The sequence below is a fragment of the Rheinheimera baltica genome, from assembly GCF_030731985.1.
Classification (GTDB): Bacteria; Pseudomonadota; Gammaproteobacteria; order Enterobacterales; family Alteromonadaceae; genus Alishewanella; species Alishewanella baltica.
Map to the genome: position 1 here is coordinate 549805 of NZ_JAPJDY010000002.1, position 24053 is coordinate 573857.

Annotated in this window: 20 protein-coding genes and 1 tRNA gene; 13 read left to right on the forward strand and 8 right to left on the reverse strand. The window is 46.5% G+C overall.

Annotation, left to right across the window (positions count from 1 at the left end; all coding sequences use genetic code 11):
• Positions 1–3: 3 nt before the first annotated feature.
• The gene (locus ORJ00_RS05355) at positions 4–906 is read right to left on the reverse strand and encodes a CYTH domain-containing protein (RefSeq protein ID WP_306139205.1); all 903 of its coding nucleotides are present in this window, start codon (positions 904–906) and stop codon (positions 4–6) included.
• 133 nt (positions 907–1039) lie between these two features.
• Here ORJ00_RS05355 and ORJ00_RS05360 point away from each other — a divergent pair, with 133 nt between their 5' ends.
• Positions 1040–1645 carry a TIGR04211 family SH3 domain-containing protein gene (locus tag ORJ00_RS05360; RefSeq protein WP_306126272.1) on the forward strand — a complete coding sequence of 202 codons (606 nt, stop codon included), beginning with the start codon at positions 1040–1042 and terminating at the stop codon, positions 1643–1645.
• 6 nt (positions 1646–1651) lie between these two features.
• On the opposite strand, the gene ORJ00_RS05365 is transcribed toward ORJ00_RS05360, so the two are convergent.
• The gene (locus ORJ00_RS05365) at positions 1652–2158 is read right to left on the reverse strand and encodes an Lrp/AsnC ligand binding domain-containing protein (RefSeq protein ID WP_306126271.1); all 507 of its coding nucleotides are present in this window, start codon (positions 2156–2158) and stop codon (positions 1652–1654) included.
• 132 nt (positions 2159–2290) lie between these two features.
• Here ORJ00_RS05365 and putA point away from each other — a divergent pair, with 132 nt between their 5' ends.
• From putA to ORJ00_RS05380, 3 genes are all read left to right on the forward strand, one after another.
• Positions 2291–6067 (forward strand): bifunctional proline dehydrogenase/L-glutamate gamma-semialdehyde dehydrogenase PutA, encoded by a 3777-nt coding sequence (gene putA, locus ORJ00_RS05370; protein ID WP_306126270.1) that lies wholly within the window; start codon positions 2291–2293, stop codon positions 6065–6067.
• Between the two features lie 170 nt (positions 6068–6237).
• A complete protein-coding gene (locus ORJ00_RS05375) occupies positions 6238–7386 on the forward strand; it encodes a cyclic di-GMP phosphodiesterase (RefSeq protein ID WP_027671368.1) in 1149 nt (382 codons plus the stop codon).
• An 87-nt stretch (positions 7387–7473) separates the two neighbouring features.
• Entirely contained in the window at positions 7474–8685 is a 1212-nt protein-coding gene (locus ORJ00_RS05380; RefSeq protein ID WP_306139206.1) for an HD-GYP domain-containing protein, read from the forward strand.
• Here ORJ00_RS05380 and ORJ00_RS05385 read toward each other — a convergent pair.
• Positions 8682–9467 (reverse strand): general secretion pathway protein GspB, encoded by a 786-nt coding sequence (locus tag ORJ00_RS05385; protein WP_306139207.1) that lies wholly within the window; start codon positions 9465–9467, stop codon positions 8682–8684. The genes ORJ00_RS05380 and ORJ00_RS05385 overlap by 4 nt on opposite strands.
• A 26-nt stretch (positions 9468–9493) precedes the next feature.
• On the reverse strand, positions 9494–10420 hold the full coding sequence (locus ORJ00_RS05390; protein ID WP_306139208.1) for an ExeA family protein: 927 nt from the start codon (positions 10418–10420) through the stop codon (positions 9494–9496).
• Between the two features lie 67 nt (positions 10421–10487).
• Between ORJ00_RS05390 and ORJ00_RS05395 the strand changes: the two genes are divergently transcribed.
• A complete protein-coding gene (locus ORJ00_RS05395) occupies positions 10488–11744 on the forward strand; it encodes a multifunctional CCA addition/repair protein (RefSeq protein ID WP_306126266.1) in 1257 nt (418 codons plus the stop codon).
• Here ORJ00_RS05395 and ORJ00_RS05400 read toward each other — a convergent pair.
• The 3 genes from ORJ00_RS05400 to folB are packed head-to-tail and all read right to left on the reverse strand — an operon-like array spanning position 11741 to position 13395.
• Positions 11741–12553 carry an undecaprenyl-diphosphate phosphatase gene (locus ORJ00_RS05400; RefSeq protein WP_027671373.1) on the reverse strand — a complete coding sequence of 271 codons (813 nt, stop codon included), beginning with the start codon at positions 12551–12553 and terminating at the stop codon, positions 11741–11743. The genes ORJ00_RS05395 and ORJ00_RS05400 overlap by 4 nt on opposite strands.
• 3 nt (positions 12554–12556) lie before the next feature.
• Positions 12557–13042, reverse strand: a complete 486-nt coding sequence (gene folK, locus ORJ00_RS05405) for a 2-amino-4-hydroxy-6-hydroxymethyldihydropteridine diphosphokinase (RefSeq protein WP_027671374.1) — start codon at positions 13040–13042, stop codon at positions 12557–12559.
• A complete protein-coding gene (folB, locus tag ORJ00_RS05410) occupies positions 13042–13395 on the reverse strand; it encodes a dihydroneopterin aldolase (protein ID WP_027671375.1) in 354 nt (117 codons plus the stop codon). The genes folK and folB overlap by 1 nt, the downstream gene beginning before the upstream one ends.
• A gap of 138 nt (positions 13396–13533) precedes the next feature.
• Here folB and plsY point away from each other — a divergent pair, with 138 nt between their 5' ends.
• On the forward strand, positions 13534–14139 hold the full coding sequence (gene plsY, locus ORJ00_RS05415; RefSeq protein WP_305977038.1) for a glycerol-3-phosphate 1-O-acyltransferase PlsY: 606 nt from the start codon (positions 13534–13536) through the stop codon (positions 14137–14139).
• Between the two features lie 137 nt (positions 14140–14276).
• Here the strand turns inward: plsY and tsaD are convergent, their stop codons facing one another.
• Positions 14277–15290: a tRNA (adenosine(37)-N6)-threonylcarbamoyltransferase complex transferase subunit TsaD gene (gene tsaD / locus ORJ00_RS05420; protein WP_306139209.1), complete on the reverse strand. Its 1014-nt coding sequence runs from the start codon at positions 15288–15290 to the stop codon at positions 14277–14279.
• Positions 15291–15470: 180 nt separating this feature from the next.
• Here tsaD and rpsU point away from each other — a divergent pair, with 180 nt between their 5' ends.
• The 7 genes from rpsU (at position 15471) to ORJ00_RS05455 (ending at position 23864) form a co-directional block, all read left to right on the forward strand.
• Positions 15471–15686 carry a 30S ribosomal protein S21 gene (rpsU, locus tag ORJ00_RS05425; RefSeq protein ID WP_027671378.1) on the forward strand — a complete coding sequence of 72 codons (216 nt, stop codon included), beginning with the start codon at positions 15471–15473 and terminating at the stop codon, positions 15684–15686.
• A gap of 160 nt (positions 15687–15846) precedes the next feature.
• Positions 15847–17601 carry a DNA primase gene (gene dnaG, locus ORJ00_RS05430; RefSeq protein ID WP_027671379.1) on the forward strand — a complete coding sequence of 585 codons (1755 nt, stop codon included), beginning with the start codon at positions 15847–15849 and terminating at the stop codon, positions 17599–17601.
• An 84-nt stretch (positions 17602–17685) separates the two neighbouring features.
• Positions 17686–19530, forward strand: coding sequence for an RNA polymerase sigma factor RpoD (gene rpoD, locus ORJ00_RS05435; protein WP_027671380.1), 1845 nt, complete (start codon positions 17686–17688; stop codon positions 19528–19530).
• A 182-nt stretch (positions 19531–19712) separates the two neighbouring features.
• Positions 19713–19789 (forward strand) — tRNA-Ile (locus ORJ00_RS05440).
• Between the two features lie 45 nt (positions 19790–19834).
• Positions 19835–20803 (forward strand): thioesterase II family protein, encoded by a 969-nt coding sequence (locus ORJ00_RS05445; protein ID WP_306139211.1) that lies wholly within the window; start codon positions 19835–19837, stop codon positions 20801–20803.
• Between the two features lie 79 nt (positions 20804–20882).
• Positions 20883–21515 carry a 4'-phosphopantetheinyl transferase family protein gene (locus tag ORJ00_RS05450; RefSeq protein WP_306139212.1) on the forward strand — a complete coding sequence of 211 codons (633 nt, stop codon included), beginning with the start codon at positions 20883–20885 and terminating at the stop codon, positions 21513–21515.
• 237 nt (positions 21516–21752) lie between these two features.
• On the forward strand, positions 21753–23864 hold the full coding sequence (locus ORJ00_RS05455) for a winged helix-turn-helix domain-containing protein (protein ID WP_306139213.1): 2112 nt from the start codon (positions 21753–21755) through the stop codon (positions 23862–23864).
• Positions 23865–24053 lie beyond the last annotated feature (189 nt).

Genomic DNA, 24053 nt, shown 5'->3' on the forward strand with positions numbered 1-24053 from the left:
GGTTCAGGCATTGCGATAAAGGTATTCAGATAATGCCAGTAACCACAAATTATAGTCTTTGCGGTCAAACACTCTTGTTCCGGTAGCAAGTTCATTGGCAAACTTTACTGCCTGGATGTGCAATGGACGCAGTGCCACAACAGGTTGCAGCAATGCAGCCAGCACCGTTAGTGCCAATATAGCTGCATCCAGTGCTTTTTGCTCAGCATGCTGTTCATAGCATGCCTCGGCTTGCTGCAAAGTCTGAATTTGCGCTAATAAAGTATCCTCGGCTACCACAGGCAAAGGGATAGCTTGCTTAGCCGCCAGTCGATAACCCCGCGCGGCTTTACTCTGCCACCCGGTGCGTAAAGGCAGTTGTTGCAACAGGATACGCGCCATCGTAAACACATTTAGGGCGTTGCCGCTAACAAGCTCAATTTCTAATTCAGCAATAATCTGCTGCTGTGTACCGGCAATAACCTTACCTTGGTCGTAAACCAGCTCAACAATGCTGCCATCACTGCACAACAAGCGCCAACTTTGTCGGCTAAAGTCGGTGCGAAAAAGCTCGGTTAGTTGTTGCTGTAGCGCCATAACGTCGGTGCCACTTGGCCAGATTTCGTCAGGGAAATGGCCAAGTACCGGCTCCACGCTGGCACAAGGCGCATTGTATTCCGGCCGCATTTGCATAGCGCCATGCTGCGTACCTGCCAGTTTTATGGTTTGTTCGTACTGGCCGCGCTTTAAACGGCTGCGCAGCCCCATATCATGCTGACGAAACCATTTTTCGGCCGTATCAAAATACGCATTAAGTAAAGTAGCCGTATCGCTGCTTTGCACTAACCCTAGTTGAGGTAGTGCGGTAATAAATTGTGTTAAATGCGCTGGGTCCATTAAAAACTTCAGCTCAAGTTCAGTACTCATCTGCTACTCTGTTTGCTATGGCGGGCACCGCAAGGCGCGTGACCGTATTAAACCTTGTCAATTGCCGCGCAACTCCCTATCATCCAAGGTGTTGGCTGCAAAGCTGTTTTATAAAAATAAGCTCAGGATACCTATGTTCAGATTAATTAAAAGCACCTTACTGGTATTATTTTCTACATGCTGGTTAAGCCTTTCCACTTCGGCTGTCGCACAGGCAGAAACCAAACCCGCTTTTATCAGTGATGCTTTATTTGTTTATCTTCATTCTGGCCCAAGTAACCAGTACCGTATTGTTGGTACCTTAAACGCAGGTCAAAGTGTTACCTATTTAGGTGAAGATGCTGATACTGGCTATGCTCAGATACAGTTTGAAGACAATAAAACCGGCTGGTTGCCAAAAGAATATGTTACCTATACACCAGGTTTAGTGTATCAGCTGGAGCAGCTTAAAACGGAATATGCTAACCACAATGAAACCGTGCAAGCCCTGCAGCAACAGCGCGACCAGTTAAATAGCGAACTTAATCAGGCTGTTGCAGAACGTAAGAACGCACAAGACCAACTTGAGCAAGCCAACAGTGCTTATGAGCAACTAAAAGTACAGGTTGAAGCAACCCAAACGTCCGTTTGGCAAAAACCCATGGTACTGGGTTCTTTGATACTACTTGCCGGCCTCATTTTTGGGTTAGTGTTACCTTTAATCATGCCCAAACGTCGCAATAGCGAGCGTTGGATGTAATCTGCTTTAGCCCGCTACTGGCGGGCTATCTGCTGCTTTAAGCGGTAATCCGCGGTCATTTTTCACTTGCTCTATCACCACGTAAGTATGTGTTTGTGCAACACCGGGTAAGTCGACAATCAACGCCAGAATATCCCGATAGGCATCCATATTGGGTAGCCGCAGTTTCAATAAATAATCAAAGCCACCTGCCACCATATGGCATTCTGCAACCTGCGGGATTTGCACCACCGCATCGCGAAACTGATCAAATACTTCACTGGTGGTTCTGTCCAGCGTAACCTGTATAAAAGCGGCAGTGCCAAAACCTAACTTGGCGGCATTAAGCCTGGCACCAAAGCCATCAATGTAACCTTCTTTTTCCAGCCGTTTAACCCGGTCGATACATGGACTGGCACTTAAATTTACCTTTTTTGCCAGGTCGACATTGGCAATTCGGCCATCACGCTGCAAGGTATCAAGAATACTGATATCGATCCGGTCCAGCGCTTTACTTTTCAGAGGTATATTCATTGCAGCTACTTTTCTGGTTTAGTGTCATTTTGTCAGAATTATATAGGGTTATATGACAAAAATAACCACCCTATACTGCAGACATTTGAATAAAATGCCGCTCTCTTAATTGTTGTCAGGAAGCTTACTGCCATGTTGTATAACGGTTCCCTGGTTGCTACTCAACCGCTGCGTCAAACCATTCGTAACTACTATCGTGCTGATGAAGATAAGGTACTGGAATTTCTTTTACCCCTAGCCGATATCGGTGTTAACGCGCGCAGCCGCGCCTGGGAGAGAGCTCGCCAGTTAGTGCTAACTATCCGTCAAGCCCAAGTGGGTAAAGGCGGTGTAGACGCACTACTTAATGAATTCTCACTGTCTACTGAAGAAGGTTTGGTACTGATGTGCCTGGCCGAAGCGCTGTTGCGGGTACCGGATAAAACCACCGCTGACAGGTTGATCCGCGACAAACTATCGCAAGGTGACTGGAGTTCGCACCTGGGTAACAGTAGCTCGGTTTTTGTTAATGCTTCCGCTTGGGGCTTGCTGCTTACCGGTAAACTGGTGAACTACTCCGATGAGCAAAAAAGACAGCAATTTGGTTTATTAAAACGCACCTGTGGCCGTTTAGGTGAACCCGTTATACGCCAAGCGGTGCGTTACGCCATGCAAATTATGGGCGCGCAGTTTGTTATGGGCACGACTATCAGCGCAGCGCTGGAACGCGCCACTGACATGGAAAGTAAAGGCTTCCGCTATTCTTACGATATGCTGGGCGAAGGCGCCCGCACGATGGCGGATGCAGACCGTTATTTTGATAGTTATATGCGTGCCATCGATACCATTGGTAAAGCGGCAAAAGGCCGAGGCCCGTTTAATAGTCCGGGTATTTCGGTAAAATTGTCGGCTATCCATCCACGATATGAATTTAGCCACCGTGATCGCGTAATGGAAGAATTGATACCGCGTGTAAAACAACTGGCACTGGCTGCCAAAGCCTATGATATTGGCTTTACTATTGATGCCGAAGAGGCTGACCGACTGGATATTTCGCTGGACATTATTGAAGCCGTTTTTAGCGATCCAGCACTTGATGGCTGGGAAGGCTTTGGTCTGGCGGTACAAGCTTACCAAAAACGGGGTATCCATGTTATTGAATGGCTGCGCGAACTCACGGTAAAAGTAGGCCGTAAAATGATGGTGCGGTTGGTCAAAGGCGCCTACTGGGATACCGAAATTAAAGTAAGCCAGCTTGAGGGCTTTAACGATTTTCCGGTGTTTAGCCGCAAACCTGCTACTGATGTGTCGTATCAAGCCTGCGCCAAAAAAATGCTTAACTACCGTGACAGCATCTACCCGCAGTTTGCCACCCATAACGCTTACACTGTTGCGACCATTATGGAAATGACTAAAGACTATAGCGGTTTTGAGTTCCAGCGTTTACACGGCATGGGGGATGCACTGTACGACGAAATTGTTATCAACGATAAAATCCCTTGCCGCATTTATGCTCCGGTTGGCGAGCACTCCGACTTACTGGCTTATTTGGTACGCCGTTTATTAGAAAACGGTGCCAATAGCTCTTTCGTCAACAACATCGTGGATGAGAGCATTCCGGTAGAGTCTTTACTAAGCGATCCGGTTGAAGTTGTGCGCGGCTGGTCGAAAAAACGTAACCAACAAATCCCATTACCTGCAAAGCTTTATGGCGCGGAACGGTTAAACTCCAACGGCCTGGATTTAACTGAAATTGATCAGCTGGAACCGGTAAAAGCGGCCATGACGCAATGGTTTGACGGCATAATACAAAATAACGTACAGCCCAATGCGGTGCCAGTAACCAACCCGGCAAAATTGGATGAAGTAATAGGTTACCTGCAATATGCCGATGCTGAGCATATGCAACGCATTTTAGCCAATGCCGATACGGCTTTTTCATCATGGGCTGCCACCGATATTGCTGAACGTGCGGCATTGCTGCGCCGTATTGGCGATGCGTTAGAAACCCATCGCAATGAACTACTGGCACTTTGCATAAAAGAAGCCGGCAAAACGCTGGGCGATAGCGTTGCCGAAGTCCGTGAGGCTATTGATTTTTGTCGCTATTATGCTGCACGCGCCGAAGAACTGTTCAGCCAACCACAGCAAGCACGTGGCGTATTTTTATGTATCAGCCCGTGGAATTTCCCGCTAGCCATATTCTTAGGTCAGGTAGCGGCGGCTATTGTTGTGGGTAATACCGTCGTGGCAAAACCCGCAGAACAAACCAGCCTGATAGCGCTACGCACCTTAGAGATTATGCGTGAATGCGGCATGCCTGAGCATGTGGTTCAACTGGTTATTGCCCCAGGCCGTCAAGTTGGCGAGCATATTGTCCCAGATAGTCGCATTCAGGGGGTAATGTTCACTGGTTCAACAGAAACAGGTTGCTGGATTGCCCGTAAGCTGGCGGAACGCGGCGACGAACCGGTACCACTTATTGCTGAAACCGGCGGTCAAAACTGCATGATTGTAGACTCTACGGCTCTGCCTGAGCAAGTGGTGGATGATGTAATTTCTTCCGGTTTTCAAAGTGCCGGCCAGCGCTGTTCAGCGTTGCGGGTGCTGTTTTTGCAAGAAGACGTGGCCGACAAAATTATTACCATGCTAAAAGGCGCAATGGCCGAGCTGCATGTTGGCGACCCAATGTGGCTTAGCACTGACTTAGGCCCGGTAATCGACGCAAAGGCGCACGAGCGTCTGACCAGTCATGTGCAGTACCTGGCCGATAAAGCCACCTTACATTACGAATGCAAAATTCCATCAGGCGATCGCCATTATTTTTTCGCACCACGCCTGTATGAAATTGCAGATTTAACCGTACTGGAACGCGAAGTATTTGGCCCTGTGGTGCACATTATCCGTTTTAAAGCGGACGAGCTGGACAACATTATCAGCCAGATTAATGCCACCGGCTATGGCCTTACCATGGGTGTTCACAGCCGCATTGAACAGTTTACCCAGCGTGTGGCCCGCGATATTAAAGCAGGCAATATCTATGTAAACCGTAACATGATTGGCGCAGTCGTCGGAGTACAACCTTTTGGCGGCCGCGGTTTATCCGGTACCGGCCCCAAAGCAGGTGGCCCGCTGTATTTAACCCGGTTAGTTAAAGATAATGTAGATGTCTGCTGCGCTGAGCTCAGTGAGCAAAAGCGCCACCGTTTGCTAAGTGAAACCACCAGCAATGCCGTGGCCTATGCCATGCCAACCGCTGCCGTAGCGCAGCAGCAATGGGCAAGAACTAACATTAACCAGCGTACCTCAGTGTTACGCCAGTTTCTGGCATCGTTGGCGTCAAATGCAGTGGTTACTAAACAAGAGCCTGACTTAGAGCAAGTGTTAACCCTGGCTCAGCAAAAACTGCAACGGGTAGAACGTGATTTGCAAAAGCCCATAACCTTGCCAGGCCCCACCGGTGAAACCAACGTATTGGTGCTAGACCCACGTGGCATATTAGCGCTGGTGCGTGATGATAGCAGTGCTTTTAGTCACTGGCTGTTAGCTATTATTACCGCGCTGGCAGCAGGTAATGCCGTTATTACCGCCGTGGAAGACACTGATTTAGCAGAAGCTGAAGCGTGCATTAAGGCTTTGCTGTTGGCGGGTATGCCGCAACATTTAGTCGCCGTGGTACGAATAGATTGCTTAACAACACTGTTAGCGCACCAGGACTTAGCGGGTGCCATGGTCGATGTTAGCAGTGCAGTTAAACCCTTGTGTGCAGAGTTACTCGCCGCACGTGAAGGTGCAATATTGCCGCTAATTACTGCCCCGGCCGGGCCACGTTTATTACAGCGTTTGGTAACCGAAAAAACCATTACCATCAACACCACTGCTGCAGGGGGGAATGCATCGCTGATGACAATGGCCGACAACGCGGGCTAGTACCCTACCCTGCCCAATAAACGATAAAGCCCGCGGCCGCGGGCTTTATGCTATGGTATACCTCATGCTATCGCAAGATTATGACAAACCACCTCTTTGTTAATTTATGGTTAAGTAGGATGCGTTATAATTTTCACCTTAGTTTAAAGCGGGAGTAAGGTTAACAGACAATGGCCTATCAGGAAGTCAACATCGTCGATTTGCAACCAGGCAGCTATGTCGTGCAAGTATTGCAGCAAACAGGCGAAGTCGTGGTTAAACATGCTGGCTGGGTAAGAACGGCTCAGGCAGTCGCTTTGCTAAAGCAAAAAGGGGTAAAAGTCCTTTTAATTGACCCTGCCAGACAACTACCTGAGACTCCATCAGCTGAAACCATAACGACGAAAGCGCCTTTACCAGCCGCAAGCATCAGTGAAGAAACGCCTCCGCCTAAAATTGCCTTCAGCGACGAATGGCCCAAAGCAGAACGTGCGCTAGTGCAAAGCCATAAAGTTCAACGGCAAGTACTGGATGCAGTGCGTTTCGGCGGGAGTATTGATTTAACACTGGTAGATGAAGTGAGCGCAGGCCTTGCGGACTCTATTAGCCGTAATCAGGATGTTTTGCTTTGCTTAAATCGTATTGCTGAACAAAGCGATAATCTGCTGCAACATAGCATTAGTTGCGCCGTATATATGGCGGCATTTGCCCGTTATATTGGTTTACCATCGCATAAAGTGCAGGCATTAATTACTGCGGCATTACTGCACGATATTGGCAAAGCAATAAGCCCAAATTACCTCAATGCTGAAGATTATGTCGCCATTCCAACCAGTTTAAATGCGCTACAAAAAACTGAAAACTTATCCGGCAAAATTTCACTTTGGATCAGCCAACACTGTGCCCACTTAGATGGCAGCGGCTCACCGAAAATTACCGCAAGTCAGATAGACAAAGGCAGCCGCCTGTTGGCTATCGTCAACAGCTATGAAAAGCTCACTTCACCGCAAACCAGCAAGCTCGGCACGTTAGCGGCAACACGAATGTTACTTGAACGTGCTCCACATAAGTTAGATGCAGAGTTACTACAATTATTTATCAAATGTATTGGTATTTACCCACCTGGCTCGGTGGTAAAACTTAGCAGCGGCAAACTGGCGCTTGTGCTGGAAAATAATGCTAAAAAACCATTATTGCCTAAAGTTAAAGTGTTTTATCACAGTGCGCATCAACACCATATCCCGGCCAAGGTAGTAGACTTATCCCGCCAACAGGAAGAACAAATCGACGGTTGCATTGATTTGAAAAAATTTGGTTTAGATGTACGTAATTACATCTAACATTAATGTTCTCTAAACTAAGCCCTTGAATAAGCCATTTTGCTCAACTACTCTTGTTTACAGATGCCAGAGTGATATGAGCAGTACTTGAAAACCATTACCATAGACCAGTTAATATGCGGCATGTACGTTGTCGATGCGCAAGGTGCTAAAAACTTACACGTAAATGGCCTCATTACGTCTGCAACACAAATTGAGCAACTTCGACGTAAAGGTGTGCGGCTGCTTAATATTGATTCATCCAAACAACAGGCCTTAGAACTCGACAGTTCTGAGGAAAGCCAGTTCACGCAAGCCATATCAGCAGCCGACACACCATCACTCTCCGTGCGGCAGAGCATGAAAAAACTCAGCATGGCGCAAGAACTTAAAAATGCACAGTTACTCTACTCAGAAGCCAAATCTCTGCAAGCACGCGCATTTGCTGATATCACTAACGGCAAGGCGGTCAGCGTAGCCGACTTTCGTCGTTGCGCTGAAGGTTTTATTGATTCTGTATTTCGCAATCAAGACGCCTTGCTGTGTATCAGCAGAATACGCGACAAAGATGCGTACTTATTGGAACACTCGGTCAATGTGTCCATTTTAATGAGTATTTTTGCCAAATACCTGAAACTAGATGAAGACATTATTGTTGAATTGGCAACCGGTGCCTTACTGCATGATATTGGCAAAATTAAAGTGCCCAACACTATTTTAAATAAACCCGGACGGCTGACAGAAGCAGAATTTGTCATTATGCGAAAGCATGTTGAGTTTAGTCGTGACATTTTGCAGCAAACCGAAGGCATTTCACCGATAAGTATAGATGTAGCGGCAAACCATCATGAACGCCTGGATGGCAATGGGTACCCGGCAGGGTTAGCACAAGAGCAAATTTCTTTTTACGCCCGCATGATTGCCATTGTTGATACTTACGACGCCATTACCGCACAACGCGTGTATAAAAGCGGACAAAGCTGCGTCAAAGCACTAAAAATTCTTCGCACTGACAGCCCGTCACACTTTGATTTAGCCTTAGTGAAGCAATTTATCGCCGCCGTTGGTATGTATCCACCAGGCACTCTGGTACTCATGGACAGTGAAAAACTGGCGTTAGTATTAGAAAATAATCCCAACAGCCTAACCTGCCCAAAAGTAAAAGTGTTTTACAACGTCAAACAACGCCGCCACTTAACACCAGTTACGGTAGACCTTGCCAATGCTAAGTGTAACGATGCCATTAAATCTGCGGTGAATGCTGATGAATATGGCATTGATATAAATAAATTTTTTAATCAGTTTATTTTACAAAGTTAACCGGCCCAGGAAGATAACGCTGCCATACTAAATAACAGCTCACCTCGCTCCATCAACACATACTGCGGCATAATTTCTTTAATTCGGATCTCGGCAGTAATCCATTGCCCTTCCTGCAGGTTTTTGCCGTTAACCTTAACCCAACGCTGATTTGCACGCGTGGCATAAACATGCGCGTCAAAGCGCAATGCCGGGATCTGCTGCTGTAGAGTCTGGCTTAGGCTATTAATATCTGTAGCCGGGCTAGCATTGCGTGGCGGCGCGGCGGGTTGTCTCAGGTTTTGTTCTGAGGCTTGTAGCGCAGAGGCAAACATATCTCGCAGTTCTGCAGACACCTCAACCACTGGCTCTTGCTCTGCGGCTATTGCTGACGTTACTGCCGTCTGTGGTACTGGTTCGGCCGCTGCGGTACCCACTGTCACGGTTTTGATTGCCGGAGCTGCGCTTAAGGTTTCAACAACAGGGGCTGGTACTGGAGATATCACCTGTGCTAACTCAGCTTCAAGTTGAACCTTTGTTCTATTGCTATGGGACGGGTTAGCATCAACATTTAACGTTGCGAATATTTTTTCTGGGGCAGCAACCTGAACCGGTTCCGGTTTCGCTGCGGGTAGTAGCGCAGGTTGCAATACTGGTGTTAACAGGTATGCGACTACGGCCCCCGTCATCAATGCCAGTAACAGCGCCAGCACCAAGGCCAATTTTCGCCAAAACGAATGATTATCGCCTGCCGTGGGGTTGGCTTGAGTTTGCTGTTTAAGTGCAGCCATTAAAATTGACATTGTTGTTCTCGATAAACACGTTTACGTTATCCACTGCGCAACAAGGGCATCAGCACCAACGCCATACTAAAGCCCAGCACTATAGCGCAAACCCCCATTACTGGCCAGAACCAGCGCGGCAAAGGCGCTTTTTGTGTTTGTTCAGACAACGGCAATATTTCGCCAGCCGCCAGGTTAACCAGCTTGTCATTTACCATCGCCTGCTGTTGACTGTAAGCACCAAGCAATGCCCTGTCAGCCATAAGATTAACTAAGCGCGGTATACCTCCACTTAGCTGATATAACCTTTTAATTGCACTGTCGGAGAACACGGGCCTGCTGCAACCTGCTACTTGCAACCGATACTTCAAATAGTGTTTTACTTCATCCAGATCCAGTGGCAACAAGTGATATCGCGCGGTAATACGCTGTGCCAGCTGGCGTAAATCATTGCGCTTAAGTAATTGCTGTAACTCAGGCTGGCCAATCAGAATGACTTGCAGCAACTTGCGGGTATTGGTTTCAAGGTTGGTTAATAAACGCAGTTGCTCCAGCACTGCTGGCTGTAAATGCTGCGCTTCGTCAATAATCAGTAAGGTATGCTTCCCAGCAGCATGGTTTTTCAATAAGCGCGCTTTAATTTTATCGCCGAGCATTTTTAAGCTGGCATCACTTTTTTTGTAGCGAATTTTAAGCTCATCACAAATAGCGGCCAACAGCTCCAGCTCAGACAAGGTAGGGTTTAGAATAAATGCTACTTCAGCACGCTCATCTAACTCTTGCAACAAACAACGCGACACGGTGGTTTTGCCGGTTCCTACTTCACCGGTTAATAAGACAAAGCCCCCCGCCTCGCCCAAGCCAAAGCGCAAGTGTGCCAGCGCTTCGGCATGACGTGGACTCAGGTACATAAAATCCGGGTTAGGTGCTATGGAAAATGGGGCACTGGTTAAGCCGAAAAATCCGGTATACATTCTGCTTCCTGCTGGTTAGGGCGCTGCCATTTGTTGCGACCGTGCATTTTGAAAGGCGACGGGTATAATGGCAAAAAAAATGGCAACAGGAAAGCCGGTGCAACGATATCTGGTAGGTGGTGCAGTTAGAGATAGTCTTTTAGGCTACCCGTTTCACGAGCGTGACTGGGTGGTAGTAGGTGCTACGCCGCAGCAAATGCTGGATTTGGGTTACCAGCAAGTTGGTAAAGACTTTCCGGTGTTTTTACATCCAGAAACCAAAGAAGAACACGCACTGGCACGAACCGAGCGTAAAAGTGGTAAAGGCTATACCGGTTTTACGGTTTATGCCGCACCCGATGTCACCTTAGAGCAAGATTTATTGCGCCGAGATTTAACCATTAACGCTATTGCTCAAGCCGATGATGATAGTGTGATTGACCCTTTTGGTGGTGTGGCAGATATTGAGCAAAAAATACTGCGGCATGTCTCTGAAGCCTTTGCTGAAGATCCCTTACGAGTGCTGCGCGTGGCACGTTTTTATGCCCGCTACGCGCATTTAGGCTTTAGTGTTGCACCAGAAACCCAAGTATTAATGCAGCAGCTGAGCACTGAACTCAGTACACTTACTCCCGAGCGGGTATGGCAAGAAACCGCTAAAGCACTTAGTGAGCAAACGCCACAGGCGTATTTTCAATTACTCTATGATACCGGCGCGTTATCGGTATTAATGCCGGAGCTTTCCGCGTTATGGGGCGTGCCGCAGCCGCCAAAATGGCACCCGGAAATTGATACCGGCGTACATACGTTAATGGTGCTGCAGCAAGCGGCACTGCTGTCCCCTCGTATTGATATCCGCTTTGCAGCTTTAGTACATGATTTAGGTAAAGGTGTTACCAAACCTGAGCTTTGGCCGTCACATCATGGCCATGAGCATAGCGGCTTACCACTTATCAGCCAGCTTTGTGACCACTTACGGGTACCAAACGACTGTCGCGATCTTGCACTTTTAGTCTGCGAATATCACCAGATTATTCACCGCGCTAATCAGCTAAAAAGCAGCACGGTGCTAAAACTATTTGATGCGGTAGATTTATGGCGCAAGCCACAGCGGCTGGACGATATCTTACTTTGTTGTATGGCCGACTTACGCGGCCGCACAGGCTTTGAACTTGCTGAATATGCACAGGCTGAATACCTGAAAATACTGGCGCAAGCGGCACGCAAGGTTAGCGCAAAAGAGCTTGTTGCTCAGGGCCTGACAGGTGAAGCGATAAAGCAAGGCTTGCAGCGCTCGCGCTTAGCGGCAATAAAAGCCGCTAAACAGCAATGCCTAAATACTTAGCCGGCAAACCAGCCGAGGAAAATAATCAAGCCGACACCTAATAACAAACGGTAAACAACAAACGGAAACATGCCCATACGGCTGATAATTTTCAGGAAAAAGTGAATGCAAACCAACGCGCAAATAAATGACAATCCCATACCTAATGCAATACCCGTCACATCAAATCGTTCAGGTTCTGACAATAGTTTGCTGGCTTGATAACCGCCACTTAACACAATAATAGGTATGGATAACAAAAACGAAAAACGGGCTGCACTTACCTTATCTAACCCGATAAGCATTGCAGCGGTCATCGTAATGCCTGAGCGTGATGTACCCGGCACAATGGATAGCGCCTGAGCAACACCAATAAACAACGCCTGTTTCCAGCTTAATGTGTCCATGCTCTGTTGCTGCTTTGCTGTTGCATCAGCCCACCACAACGCAAAACCAAACACGATAGTCGTAAAGGCAATAATCCAGGGAGAGCGCAATAAGGTATCCACTACGTCTGCTTTTGCCGCCAGCAAGCCGGCAAGTCCTGCCGGTATTGTTGCCAATATTACCCACCAGGCCAGCTTACTTTCCATACTGTGCTTCCCACTAAGGCTATGCACCCAGCCTAGTGTTAACTGGCCTATATCATGACGAAAATACAACATCACTGCTAGCAACGTGCCAACATGTACAGCAACATCAAAAACAATACCTTGATCCTGCCAGCCAAACACTGCTGACGGTAAAATAAGGTGCGCCGACGACGAAATAGGTAAAAACTCAGTAAGCCCCTGAATAATAGCTAAAATAATAACTTCCACTGTACTCACTGCTTACTCCCAGTTAAATGGCACCGGCCATAGTTTTTGTTGCTTGTTATATTGCTGCCATAAACTGCTGTAGGTCTGGCCGGTAAGCGGATGTACCACCTCTGGTGCTATTTCAGCCAAAGGCCACAGTACAAACGCATTCTCAGTGATTTCAGCACGCGGTAATTCAACAGGCTGCTGACAAATGACGTCATCATAGGTTAATAAATCTAAATCTAAGGTGCGGCCACTAAACTTAGCGGCTGTGCGATCACGCCCGTAACTGTCTTCAATTTGTTTAAATAAGGTCACACAGTCTGCTATGGCTAAATCCGTATTTGCCGCTGCAACCATGTTGTAAAACGGATCACCGGCAAAACCTACCGCTTCGCTTTCGTATACCGACGACAACGTTAATGGGCCAAAGTATTGGCTAAGGGCACTGACTGCCGCCTGAATATGAAAATGCCGGTTTTTGTTACTACCAAGGCTGATATAAATCTGCGCCATTAACTGCGGCTCCGCACAATACGCACGCCCACTGTTTGCGCTTGAGGCACCGCACCAGGTTTACTTACCGTGATATCCACCGAGCTGGTTGCAAAGTCGTCCAGTAACATCTGCGCCACACGCTCGGCGACTGTCTCTATCAGCTCTATCGGTTGTGCTGTAATAAGTTTGATAACTTTTTCTGCAATGACCGCGTAATCCAGCGTCAGCTTTATATCATCGTTAGCCGCGGCATCACGTTGGTCACTTGTTAATGCCAGATCAAGGAATAAACGTTGCTGAATAACTTTTTCCCAGTCGTAAACACCGATAACGGTATCAACTTGTAGCTGTTTTATAAAAACTATGTCCATTCAGTTACATCCGCATTGCGTTATTTCTCGTTTCAGGTAGGCTGGTCGGATAGGTAAAACCGCGAAAACCCTATACTCTGCTGGCCTTGAATCAGGCTGCAATCTTAACGTAAAAACTGGTGCTGAGGAACCGCCTTAATGACCCCGCTGATTGGAATTATGATGCTGACAGCCTACCTATGTGGCTCCGTTTCGTCGGCAGTGCTGGTCAGCAAGCTATTTCGCTTACCCGATCCTCGTAATCATGGCTCTGGCAACCCCGGTGCAACCAATGTGTTACGTCTTGGTGGCAAGTTGCCGGCCATCATGGTGCTAGTTTTTGATATTTTAAAAGGCACAATCCCCGTTTGGGGCTCTTACTTTTTAAAAATCGATCCGTTATTTCTTGGCTTAATTGCAATCTGCGCCTGCGTTGGCCACATTTTCCCAATATTTTTTGGTTTTAAAGGCGGTAAGGCCGTTGCAACAGCATTTGGCACTATGATGCCAATCGGCTTAGATTTAGCCGGTTTGCTAATTGCCAGTTGGTTAATTATTGTCGCATTGAGCGGTTACTCGTCGCTGGCGGCTATTTTAACGGTGATGTTAGCGCCGGTTTTTACCTGGTTTATTAAACCGCTGTATACCGTACCGGTGCTCATGCTAAGCATTTTAATTATTTTGCGCCACCGCGAAAACGTTGTCCGTTTATGGCGAGGTAAAGAAAGCAAAGTATGGGATAAAACCAAGCGTATTCGCGAGTAAGATTAGGCAATAGCTGGGAAAACGAGAAAGCGAGGTTGTAATCACGAGCTGAGCGCCACAGAGTGTCTGAACAAAAGCACAAGAATGAGGGCAGGAGTTGCAACCGACGCATTACTCCTACCTACCCATTCTAGCCATTAAATTGATGGCAAATCCTGCATTGGCCAGCGGGGTGTCACCCCAATAGTTAAATCCTGCTGCTGGCCAGCCGCTAAACGATAATAGCCCGCCAGTGCAATCATGGCACCGTTGTCAGTACAAAACTCTTTCCGCGGGTAATATACCTCACCACCATAACGCTTTAATAAGGTGGCCAGTTGCTCGCGTAACGACGTATTAGCACTAACACCGCCGGCAATGACCAAGCGGGTATACCCGGTTTGCTGCAATGCCCTATCGCATTTAATTACCAACGTATCAACCACGGCTTGTTGGAAAGACGCGGCAATATCTGCCTGCACTTGCTCAGTGTTACCGGCTTTGGCAATAACATTTGCGGCAGAGGTTTTTAACCCACTAAAGCTAAAATCCAATCCAGGTCTGTCGGTCATTGGCCGTGGAAATTTATATTTTTTGCTATCACCCTGTACAGCCAACTTCGCCAGTAAAGGCCCGCCAGGGTAATCCAACCCCATGAGTTTTGCCGTTTTATCAAAGGCTTCACCGGCAGCATCGTCTATCGACTCGCCCAGCAGTTCATAACGGCCAATGCCTTCTACAGCCACCAACTGGGTATGCCCGCCCGACACTAACAACGCTAAAAACGGAAATTGTGGCGGATTGGCCTCCAGCATCGGTGCCAATAAATGGCCTTCCATATGATGCACTGCCAAGGCCGGTTTATTCCAGGCCAGCGCCAGTGAACGCCCAATAGCGGCCCCCACCAACAGTGCACCGGCTAACCCCGGCCCTGCCGTGTACGCCACACCATCAATGCTGGCAGCATCACAACCAGCCTCGGCCAATGCTTGTTTAATTAACGGAATGGTTTTACGAATATGATCACGCGAGGCCAATTCCGGCACCACACCGCCGTAATCAGCATGCAATGGGATCTGGCTATACAATACATGGCTTAATAACCCCTGCTCGCCGTCATACACCGCAATACCGGTTTCATCGCAGGATGTTTCTATACCTAAAACTCGCATCTGTGTCTCAAATCCGCTAAAATGGCGGTCATTGTACCGGCTCAACGCGTGCAGAGCCAGAGGATCGGATTTAGATCGCAGAACTGCTTTACATCGCCCTGTCTTTTTGCGTAAAATGCCGCACCATTTTTAATCGTATTGGTTCAGAGATAACCAATTTGGCCCTGAGGTGAGAATTTAATGCCTGTTGTTAAAGTAAAAGAAAACGAACCGTTTGACGTAGCATTACGTCGTTTCAAGCGCTCATGCGAAAAAGCTGGTGTTTTAGCTGATGTTCGCGCAAAAGAATTCTACGAGAAGCCAACCTGGATCCGTAAGCGTAAAAAAGCAGCAGCAGTTAAGCGTCATGCTAAGAAGCTGTCTCGCGAAAACGCACGTCGCATCAAGCTGTACTAAGCGCTAGTCGCTTAACGTACCTGCTTAGCGACATTGGTGCTATCTGCTGGTGATAAAACACTAGCATTGAAAAGCCCAAGATAATATCGCAAGTCGACATCTGCATACCGTGCCCGCAAGGCACGGTTTGTCTTTTTCTGAATAACGCCGAAGGAAAAAGGTGGCAGGACAAATACCCAGACAGTTTATCGATGAGTTGTTGGCTCGTACTGACATCGTCGAACTGATTGACCAGCGCGTACCGCTAAAAAAAGCCGGTAGAAATTACGCCGCCTGTTGCCCGTTCCACAGCGAAAAATCACCGTCTTTTACCGTTAGTCCGGATAAACAGTTTTATCACTGCTTTGGTTGTGGTGCGCATGGTAACGCCATCAGTTTTATGATGGAGTTTGAACAGTTAGAATTCGTTGAAGCGATAGAAGAACTGGCTCAACAGCATCATCTTGAAGTACCACGAGAACAAGGCGTAGGCAACGCTCGCCCTGCAGCACAAGCTGATGATTACAACCTAATGCAGCAAGCAGCAGAGTTTTATCAACAACAGCTACAAACCCATAGCAATGCCGCCGCCGTGCAACAATATGTCGCGAAACGTGGCCTTAGCGCAAAAACCCTCAGTGATTTTGCCATTGGCTATGCGCCTGATGGCTGGGATAATTTACTGAAGCGCTTAAGCCCTGCGAATAACAAACCATTGCGCGAGCAACTGGTTGAGCTTCGGTTGATAAACCGCAACGACAATGGCCGCGAGTACGACTTTTTTCGCGACCGTTTAATGTTTCCTATCCGGGATAAACGCGGCCGGGTTATTGCCTTTGGTGGCAGAGTTTTAGGTGACGGTACGCCTAAGTACCTCAATTCACCGGAAAGCCGGCTGTTTCATAAAGGCCGCGAACTTTATGGCCTGTACGAAGCTCGCCAGCAACCCGGGCATTTGGAACAGGTATTAGTGGTTGAAGGCTATATGGATGTCGTCGCATTGGCCGAACAGGACATTCGCTTTGCCGTGGCTTGTCTTGGTACCGCAACAACCTCTGATCATATGCATACGTTGTTTCGGTTTACACCCAAAGTGGTGTGTTGTTACGACGGTGACCGCGCAGGTCGTGACGCTGCATGGCGCGCACTGCAAAGTGCTTTGCCGCAGTTAAAAGATGGCGTAGAGCTAAATTTTGTCTTTTTACCCGACGGCGAAGACCCGGACTCACTGGTTCAAAAAGAAGGTAAAGACACTTTTTTACAACGCATTGCAGCAGCAGTGCCATTAAATCAATATTTTTTTGAACATTTAGTTCAAGAATACAATCCTAATACCGATGCAGGAAAATCGGCATTATCGGTAAAAGCCGCAGAATTGATCAAACAAATCCCAAGCGAATTTTATCGGGAGAGTTTAACAGACAAGCTGGCTAATTTGTTGGGTAAACCGCGGGAACGCACCAAAAATGCAGTAAACCGGGCAAGTAATCGGGTGAAACCGGCAACGATGAAAATAACACCTATGCGCCGTGCTATTGGTTTATTGTTGCAGTACCCCAATTTAGCTAATGTGATGCCTGACGCGCCAGAGCTCGCTGATGCAGATATTCCGGGCATTGGTTTGTTACTTAGTTTGCAGCAACGCTTACTTAAGCAACCGGGCTTAACCACAGCACAATTGCTGGAACAATGGCGAGATTTACCCGAACACAGCATTTTAATGACACTGGCAGCATGGGATCATCAAATTGAGCCAGAACAGCTATCGCAAGAATTTGTGGATACGTTTCACTCAATAGAAGACCAATATTTACAACAACGACTAGAAGCGTTGGAACGAAAAGATAAGCTACAACAGTTAACAAAAGCCGAATGGCATGAGTATAAATTGCTATTACAGGCATTAAAAAGCAAAAAACCAAAGCTTGCGACCTAATGCGACTGGCTAGAAAAGCCGCGCTTTGTTATAATCGCTAGTTCGCAATTTTACATTAATCAAATTGGTGGAAGATAAGTCTCTATGGAGCAAAATCCTCAGTCGCAGTTAAAACTCCTGATCATCAAAGGTAAAGAGCAAGGTTATTTAACCTTTGCTGAGGTGAATGATCACCTACCGCAAGACATTATCGATTCTGATCAGATAGAAGACATTATCCGCATGATCAACGACATGGGGATCCAGGTATTTGAAAGTGCCCCGGATGCCGATGATCTGATTATGGCTGATGCCACCACAGACGAAGATGCTGTTGAAGAAGCAGCACAGGCTCTGGTTAGTGTAGACAAAGAGCTGGGGCGTACTACCGACCCGGTTCGAATGTATATGCGGGAAATGGGCACAGTCGAACTACTAACCCGTGAGGGCGAAATTGATATCGCCAAACGGATAGAAGAAGGTATTAATACCGTACAAAGTTCTGTGGCCGAATACCCGGAAGCCATTACTTACTTACTGGAGCAGTGGGATAAGTATGAAGCTGAAGAAATTCGCTTAAGCGACATTGTCACTGCGTTTATTGACCCTAACGAAATCGACGAAGCTCCTGTAGCCGGCAGCCACATTGGTTCTGATGTACCAGAAGACCAAATGGATGACGACGACGATTCAGACGACGACGAAGATGGTGACGGTGATTCAGACGAAGCTGACACCGGTCCGGATCCAGAAATGGCGCGGGAAAAATTCGGTGAATTACGTTCTCAGTACGAGGTTACTCGTAACTCTATCGTTAAAAATGGTCGTGAGCACGCCACCACCAAAGAAGAAATTGAAAAACTGAGCGAAGTATTCCGCTGCTTCCGCCTGGTACCAAAACAATTCGATCGCTTAGTTAAAAACATGCGCGAAATGATGGACCGGGTTCGAGTGCAAGAACGCATAGTGATGAAACACTGCGTTGAATACGCCAAGATGCCGAAGAAAAACTTCGTTAAAGCTTTTACCGGTTTTGAAACTTCTACCGCCTGGTTATCAGCCGAAATTGCTGCCAATAAGCCTTATTCTTCGAAACTGCAAGAAATGCAGGAAGATTTGGTGCGCAGCATCGAAAAACTGAAAAAAGTTGAAGAAGAAACCGGCTTAAGCATTTTTAAAATTAAAGATATCAACCGTCGTATGTCGATTGGTGAAGCGAAAGCACGCCGGGCGAAAAAAGAGATGGTTGAGGCAAACTTACGTTTGGTTATCTCTATTGCGAAAAAATACACTAACCGTGGCTTACAATTCCTTGATTTAATTCAGGAAGGTAATATCGGTTTGATGAAAGCGGTAGATAAGTTTGAATACCGTCGTGGTTATAAGTTTTCAACTTACGCTACGTGGTGGATCCGTCAGGCAATCACGCGTTCAATCGCAGATCAGGCCCGTACAATCCGTATCCCGGTACACATGATTGAAACCATCAACAAGCTAAACCGTATTTCACGGCAAATGCTGCAGGAAATGGGCCGCGAGCCATCACCAGAAGAATTATCAGAACGCATGCAAATGCCAGAAGATAAAATCCGTAAGGTGCTGAAAATTGCTAAAGAGCCTATTTCGATGGAAACCCCTATTGGTGATGATGAAGATTCGCACTTAGGTGATTTTATCGAAGATGCCACCGGTGAGTCACCGCTGGACTCTGCAACGATGGAAAGTTTGAAAAATGCCACTAACGAAGTACTGGCGGGTTTAACTGCTCGTGAAGCAAAAGTACTGCGTATGCGCTTCGGTATCGACATGAACACCGACCATACGTTAGAAGAAGTGGGCAAACAGTTTGACGTAACACGTGAGCGTATTCGTCAAATCGAAGCCAAAGCGCTACGTAAACTGCGCCACCCTTCACGTTCAGAAGTATTAAAAAGCTTCCTAGACGAGTAAGGTTTTGTCGTTTAGTTGCTGAAAAACAAAGGCGCCCTTCGGCGCCTTTGTTATTTATGCGGCATAAAGCTCAAAAAAACAGCAATTACCACACTTAGCGTAACAAGCCGGATGACAAAGCCGGCAAAAGTTTTTATACTGCCTGCCGCTTAGTATTGCGTCTGCAATCAATTAAGCAACGTGGCCCCATAGCTCAGTTGGTTAGAGCGCTCGACTCATAATCGATCGGTCGCTGGTTCGAGTCCAGCTGGGGCCACCATTTCAAGCTCTGCTTTCATGTTAACCCTCACCGGACTATTCCCCCTTGCAGCTAAAGCTGCTGCACGCTCAACTCGCACAAAGCGTTGCTTTGTTACTACGCGTGTTACATTTGTACAAAACACTGCTGACCATAGAGCCTATTAATTTTACCAGCATACAGCGTCATCGCTGGCTGCTAGATTTGCTACCCGGAGATTTTAACCCAATACCACAGACCCAAAGAAAGAGGCTTAATAGCATGGGAAATAATTGGTTCCTTATCCCCAAACCCAATCCAAATGCCAGACTTCGTTTATTTTGTTTTCCTTATGCCGGAGGGAACGCCGGGACCTATTTGGCATGGGCTGAAAAACTTCATTATCAAGTTGAATTAGTCGCTTTACAGTTGCCCGGCAGGGCAACCCGTATTGCAGAGCCGGCAATATCGGATATGCACCAGATGATAGAAGCCTTGCTAAATCAATCTACCTGCTTCACCCAATTACCTTATGTTTTGTTTGGACACAGCCTCGGCAGCAAAGTGGCTTATGAATTTGCAGCCAACATGTGTCGGCAAAGAAACCGCCCCCCCAGCCACGTTATCGTTTCAGGAAGTGGAGCACCTCATTTGCCAGTCGAGCATTTGCCACTGTATAACCTGCCGGAAGCCGAATTTATTGCCAAACTAGAAAAACTGCAGGGTACACCTGTCGAGGTTTTACAGAACAAAGAGTTGATGGCAATGTTAACGCCCTTAATTCGTGCCGATTTTAAAATAGCAGATACCTATATTCCGGACGCTAGTCCGATTGAATGTCCCTTTACCATTTTGGGAGGCACTCAGGATCACGATGTCACCACAGAAATGTTGGCTGCTTGGAATCAATTAACTAGCGCGCCAGGTAAAATACATATGATTGAAGGTAATCACTTTTTTGTTGAACAAAACCGGGCAGCCGTGTTATACGTGGTCAATCAGGTACTCGAAAACGTATTGTCTGCCAGCACAGCTAAGATGAGGCAGACAGGCTAACCACAAGATGCTCCCTCACACGCCATTCTTTAGGTCGGCTCAACATAGCTGGTTTGGTAACAATATCAGCTTGACCTTAATGCATTTTAATCCCGACGTTTACTCATCAAATCTATACTCCTTGTTAGGCCACACCTTTTGTCAATCTATACAACAAGCAGCACCAAAGCGTCAGGCAGAATTTCTCGCCGGCCGTCATGCTGCAAGAAAAAGTTTGGCGCAACTTGGCTTAAGCCAGAGGCAGATCCTAGTGGGCAAAAACCGGGCACCAATTTGGCCCTGCCAGGTGATAGGGTCCATTTCTCATACGGACAGAATTGCCGCCTGCGCGGCCATTCATGCTGCAGATCGTTTGTATCTGGGATTAGATTTGGAAAACTGGCTAACCACAACAGTTGCAACTGACATTTGCAACAACATTGTTTCACCGGCCGAACACAAACGGCTACAGGCAACCGGGTTCAGCATAGAACAGGCACTAACTATTACTTTTTCAGCAAAAGAAAGTCTGTTCAAAGCACTCTATCCATTCGTCGGTGACTATTTCGGATTTGAAGCTGCAGAAATTCTGCATCTCGATCCGAAGACAGGAAAAATTGAGATGGTACTATGCCAAACGCTGAGTGCTGACTGCCGTTCAGGTCAGATAATTTATGGCTATTTCCAACGCAAAGGTTGGGGAGTACAGACTCTGGTTTATGGATCGCTATAACCTGATACAACTATGCAATGACTGGTTCGACCACTGATTTAAAACAACTTTTCACAGTGAACAACAGCACATCTATAGACATAGACGTCAAATCCTCTATGATACTTCTGGGTCATGAAGTTCCGTTTCAACAAAAATCAAAACCTAGCTGGACATTTATGTTTGGCAGGCTTTTAATCGGAAGTTGTCTGTGTAAACGGGGATTACTATATTGAGGAAAAGAGGAAATCCGGTTTTATGTCAGAGTTTCAATCAGCACAGTATCTCCAAGAGAAGACCCCCTCTGGAGTTTTGCAAGCAGAGGACCACTGCTATCAGATAGGTGCTTTTTTAGTATCGCCAAAAGATAAGACCATTACGCTTGATGGAACGGAACTTACTATTGAGCCAAAGGTTTTTGATGTGCTAGTCTATTTTTGTCAAAATAACGAACGCTACATTGTAACTCAAGAACTACATGATCAGGTTTGGAATGGCAGTATGGTCAGTGATGCTGCTGTGCGCAGAGCTGTCAGTAAACTTCGCATTATTCTCGGGGATGACAGCAAAAATCCGACCTTTATCAAATCTGTTTCCAAACGTGGTTACAAGCTTATCTGCGATGTCATTAAACTTAATAATATTGCACATGTACCGAAAAGCGAGTTATTCGAACCGTCTCCCTCCGCTTTCAGCCTTAGTCCTAAAAGTTGGATCATAATCGCCGCTGTGTTGCTCGGACTCTCGTTAATCTGGCTGAGCGTACTGACAAATATGTCAGATAATGTATCGACCGTGCATACTGAAGCAATGTTTGAATACCTGGGGGAAAAAAATTTTATTGCAGCAACCGAAAATGCCGAAAAAGTGGCATTTACTGCGCGCATCCCCGGATTTTCAGGTTTCCAGATCTTTCTGAAACGTCAGGGAGACAGTAAAGTCGAACAAATTACTAATACCGCCAACAATGTGCTGAAATTCGATTTTTCCGGAGATGGCAACACACTTTATTACATTGATATTCAGGCTGGAGCATCTTCGCTGAATCAACTCGCCCTTGAAACAACGGCGGCGTTACCACAAACTCTGGTGAACAATTTTTATTTTCTTTCTGACGTAGCGGTAGTTAAGGATGGTTCGGGTTTGTACTTTAACGGTTTGAAATCGATTAACGACTCAAGTCAGCTTTACTATTACAATTTCACCACTAATCGATACCAAACCATAAATCACAAACTGAACGATGACTTTCATGACAATAAGGTGGCAGTGTCAGCTGATAGCCAGCAGCTTGCCTTTGTAACCGTCATGGGTAAGCTGGGTGAACAACAAGTTTCGGTCAAAAACAGGCTAACACAACGAATTTTGACACGATTTCATCATGACAAAGCTATCTTTCAGCTTGTATGGTATGACAACAACTCGCTGATAATTCTTGATGAAGTGGGTGTTTACAAAATTGATTTGGCAACACGAAGCAAAACCCTGCTATTTGACAATAATAACACCAATGCCAAAGTCAGATCTTTGGCCATGTCCACTGATAATAAAATGTTGTTACTCAGTGAACCTCCTGCTGCCAACTATTTTTCCCAAATGGACTTACCTAACTTCAACGCCGAAAGTCAGCATATTATCTCAACCGACAAGCAGATCCAGCAAATGTTCTATGTCGAAGAAGAGGGCAGCATGTTGATTTACAAAACAGATAACCAGACCAATGTTATTAGTACGCTACAGGGCACCACTGAAACGATTCATCTAAAAACATCAGCATCACTGGAAATTTATCAGGTTGCTAATCATGGGCGGTTAATTCTAGCCAAGCTAGACAATGTGTTGGCATTACTGGACACGAAAACAAATGAAATAAGTTATATAACCGGCGGAAAACAATTTCTTGCGGAAGATGCAGCATTCTCAAGTGATTATACGCAAGTACTATACGGTGATAAAACGTCTGATGACTGGGTTATTAATACCTACAATATTGCTGACAAATCCAATTCATTACTGATGAGTGGATTCCGATCCGCAAGAGAAATACCTGATGGTTACATCTTGGCGGATAAATCTGACAAGGTGTATTTTTACAACAGCTCTGAGCAGAATTTAACTTCATTAGGAATTGAATTGTCGATCGATTTAAATACCCGCTGGTTTGTCCGGGGTAACAGCCTGTACTGGACCAAATTCGATAGCAATAATACTTTTTTTAACATCTATGACTTTGTCAAAAGTAAACGTAAAGAATATAAACTCGATACCATTCACAATGACCCACGTTTTGACATCGACAAATATGGCAAACGTATCCTTATGAAAAATCATCAGCCTGCCAATACTAAAATTCTAATGGCCTATTATTGATCACGTCATATTTGAGAGTCTCGCCTAAGCGCTTCATTCTTATTTCTACAGCGCCGACAACTCAGGCTTTTGTGCAGCAAAGCGCAAAGTGCTAACACAGCAAATAAAACTCAGCTTACACTCTCTCTTCCATCGGTCGAAAAGTGTTGATTACACTTAGTTTGGCAAATCATCACCGCCCTTCATTTG

Excerpts from the sequence above, each read along its gene's own strand:
- ORJ00_RS05360 (WP_306126272.1), top strand. The coding sequence starts at position 1,040 with ATGTTCAGATTAATTAAAAGCACCTTACTGGTATTATTTTCTACATGC.
- ORJ00_RS05450 (WP_306139212.1), top strand. The coding sequence starts at position 20,883 with ATGCATTTTAATCCCGACGTTTACTCATCAAATCTATACTCCTTGTTA.
- ORJ00_RS05455 (WP_306139213.1), top strand. The coding sequence starts at position 21,753 with ATGTCAGAGTTTCAATCAGCACAGTATCTCCAAGAGAAGACCCCCTCT.
- plsY (WP_305977038.1), top strand. The coding sequence starts at position 13,534 with ATGACCCCGCTGATTGGAATTATGATGCTGACAGCCTACCTATGTGGC.
- ORJ00_RS05385 (WP_306139207.1), bottom strand. The coding sequence starts at position 9,467 with ATGTCAATTTTAATGGCTGCACTTAAACAGCAAACTCAAGCCAACCCC.
- ORJ00_RS05395 (WP_306126266.1), top strand. The coding sequence starts at position 10,488 with ATGGCAAAAAAAATGGCAACAGGAAAGCCGGTGCAACGATATCTGGTA.
- putA (WP_306126270.1), top strand. The coding sequence starts at position 2,291 with ATGTTGTATAACGGTTCCCTGGTTGCTACTCAACCGCTGCGTCAAACC.
- ORJ00_RS05390 (WP_306139208.1), bottom strand. The coding sequence starts at position 10,420 with ATGTATACCGGATTTTTCGGCTTAACCAGTGCCCCATTTTCCATAGCA.
- ORJ00_RS05355 (WP_306139205.1), bottom strand. The coding sequence starts at position 906 with ATGAGTACTGAACTTGAGCTGAAGTTTTTAATGGACCCAGCGCATTTA.
- ORJ00_RS05365 (WP_306126271.1), bottom strand. The coding sequence starts at position 2,158 with ATGAATATACCTCTGAAAAGTAAAGCGCTGGACCGGATCGATATCAGT.
- folB (WP_027671375.1), bottom strand. The coding sequence starts at position 13,395 with ATGGACATAGTTTTTATAAAACAGCTACAAGTTGATACCGTTATCGGT.
- rpoD (WP_027671380.1), top strand. The coding sequence starts at position 17,686 with ATGGAGCAAAATCCTCAGTCGCAGTTAAAACTCCTGATCATCAAAGGT.
- folK (WP_027671374.1), bottom strand. The coding sequence starts at position 13,042 with ATGGCGCAGATTTATATCAGCCTTGGTAGTAACAAAAACCGGCATTTT.
- ORJ00_RS05375 (WP_027671368.1), top strand. The coding sequence starts at position 6,238 with ATGGCCTATCAGGAAGTCAACATCGTCGATTTGCAACCAGGCAGCTAT.
- rpsU (WP_027671378.1), top strand. The coding sequence starts at position 15,471 with ATGCCTGTTGTTAAAGTAAAAGAAAACGAACCGTTTGACGTAGCATTA.
- tsaD (WP_306139209.1), bottom strand. The coding sequence starts at position 15,290 with ATGCGAGTTTTAGGTATAGAAACATCCTGCGATGAAACCGGTATTGCG.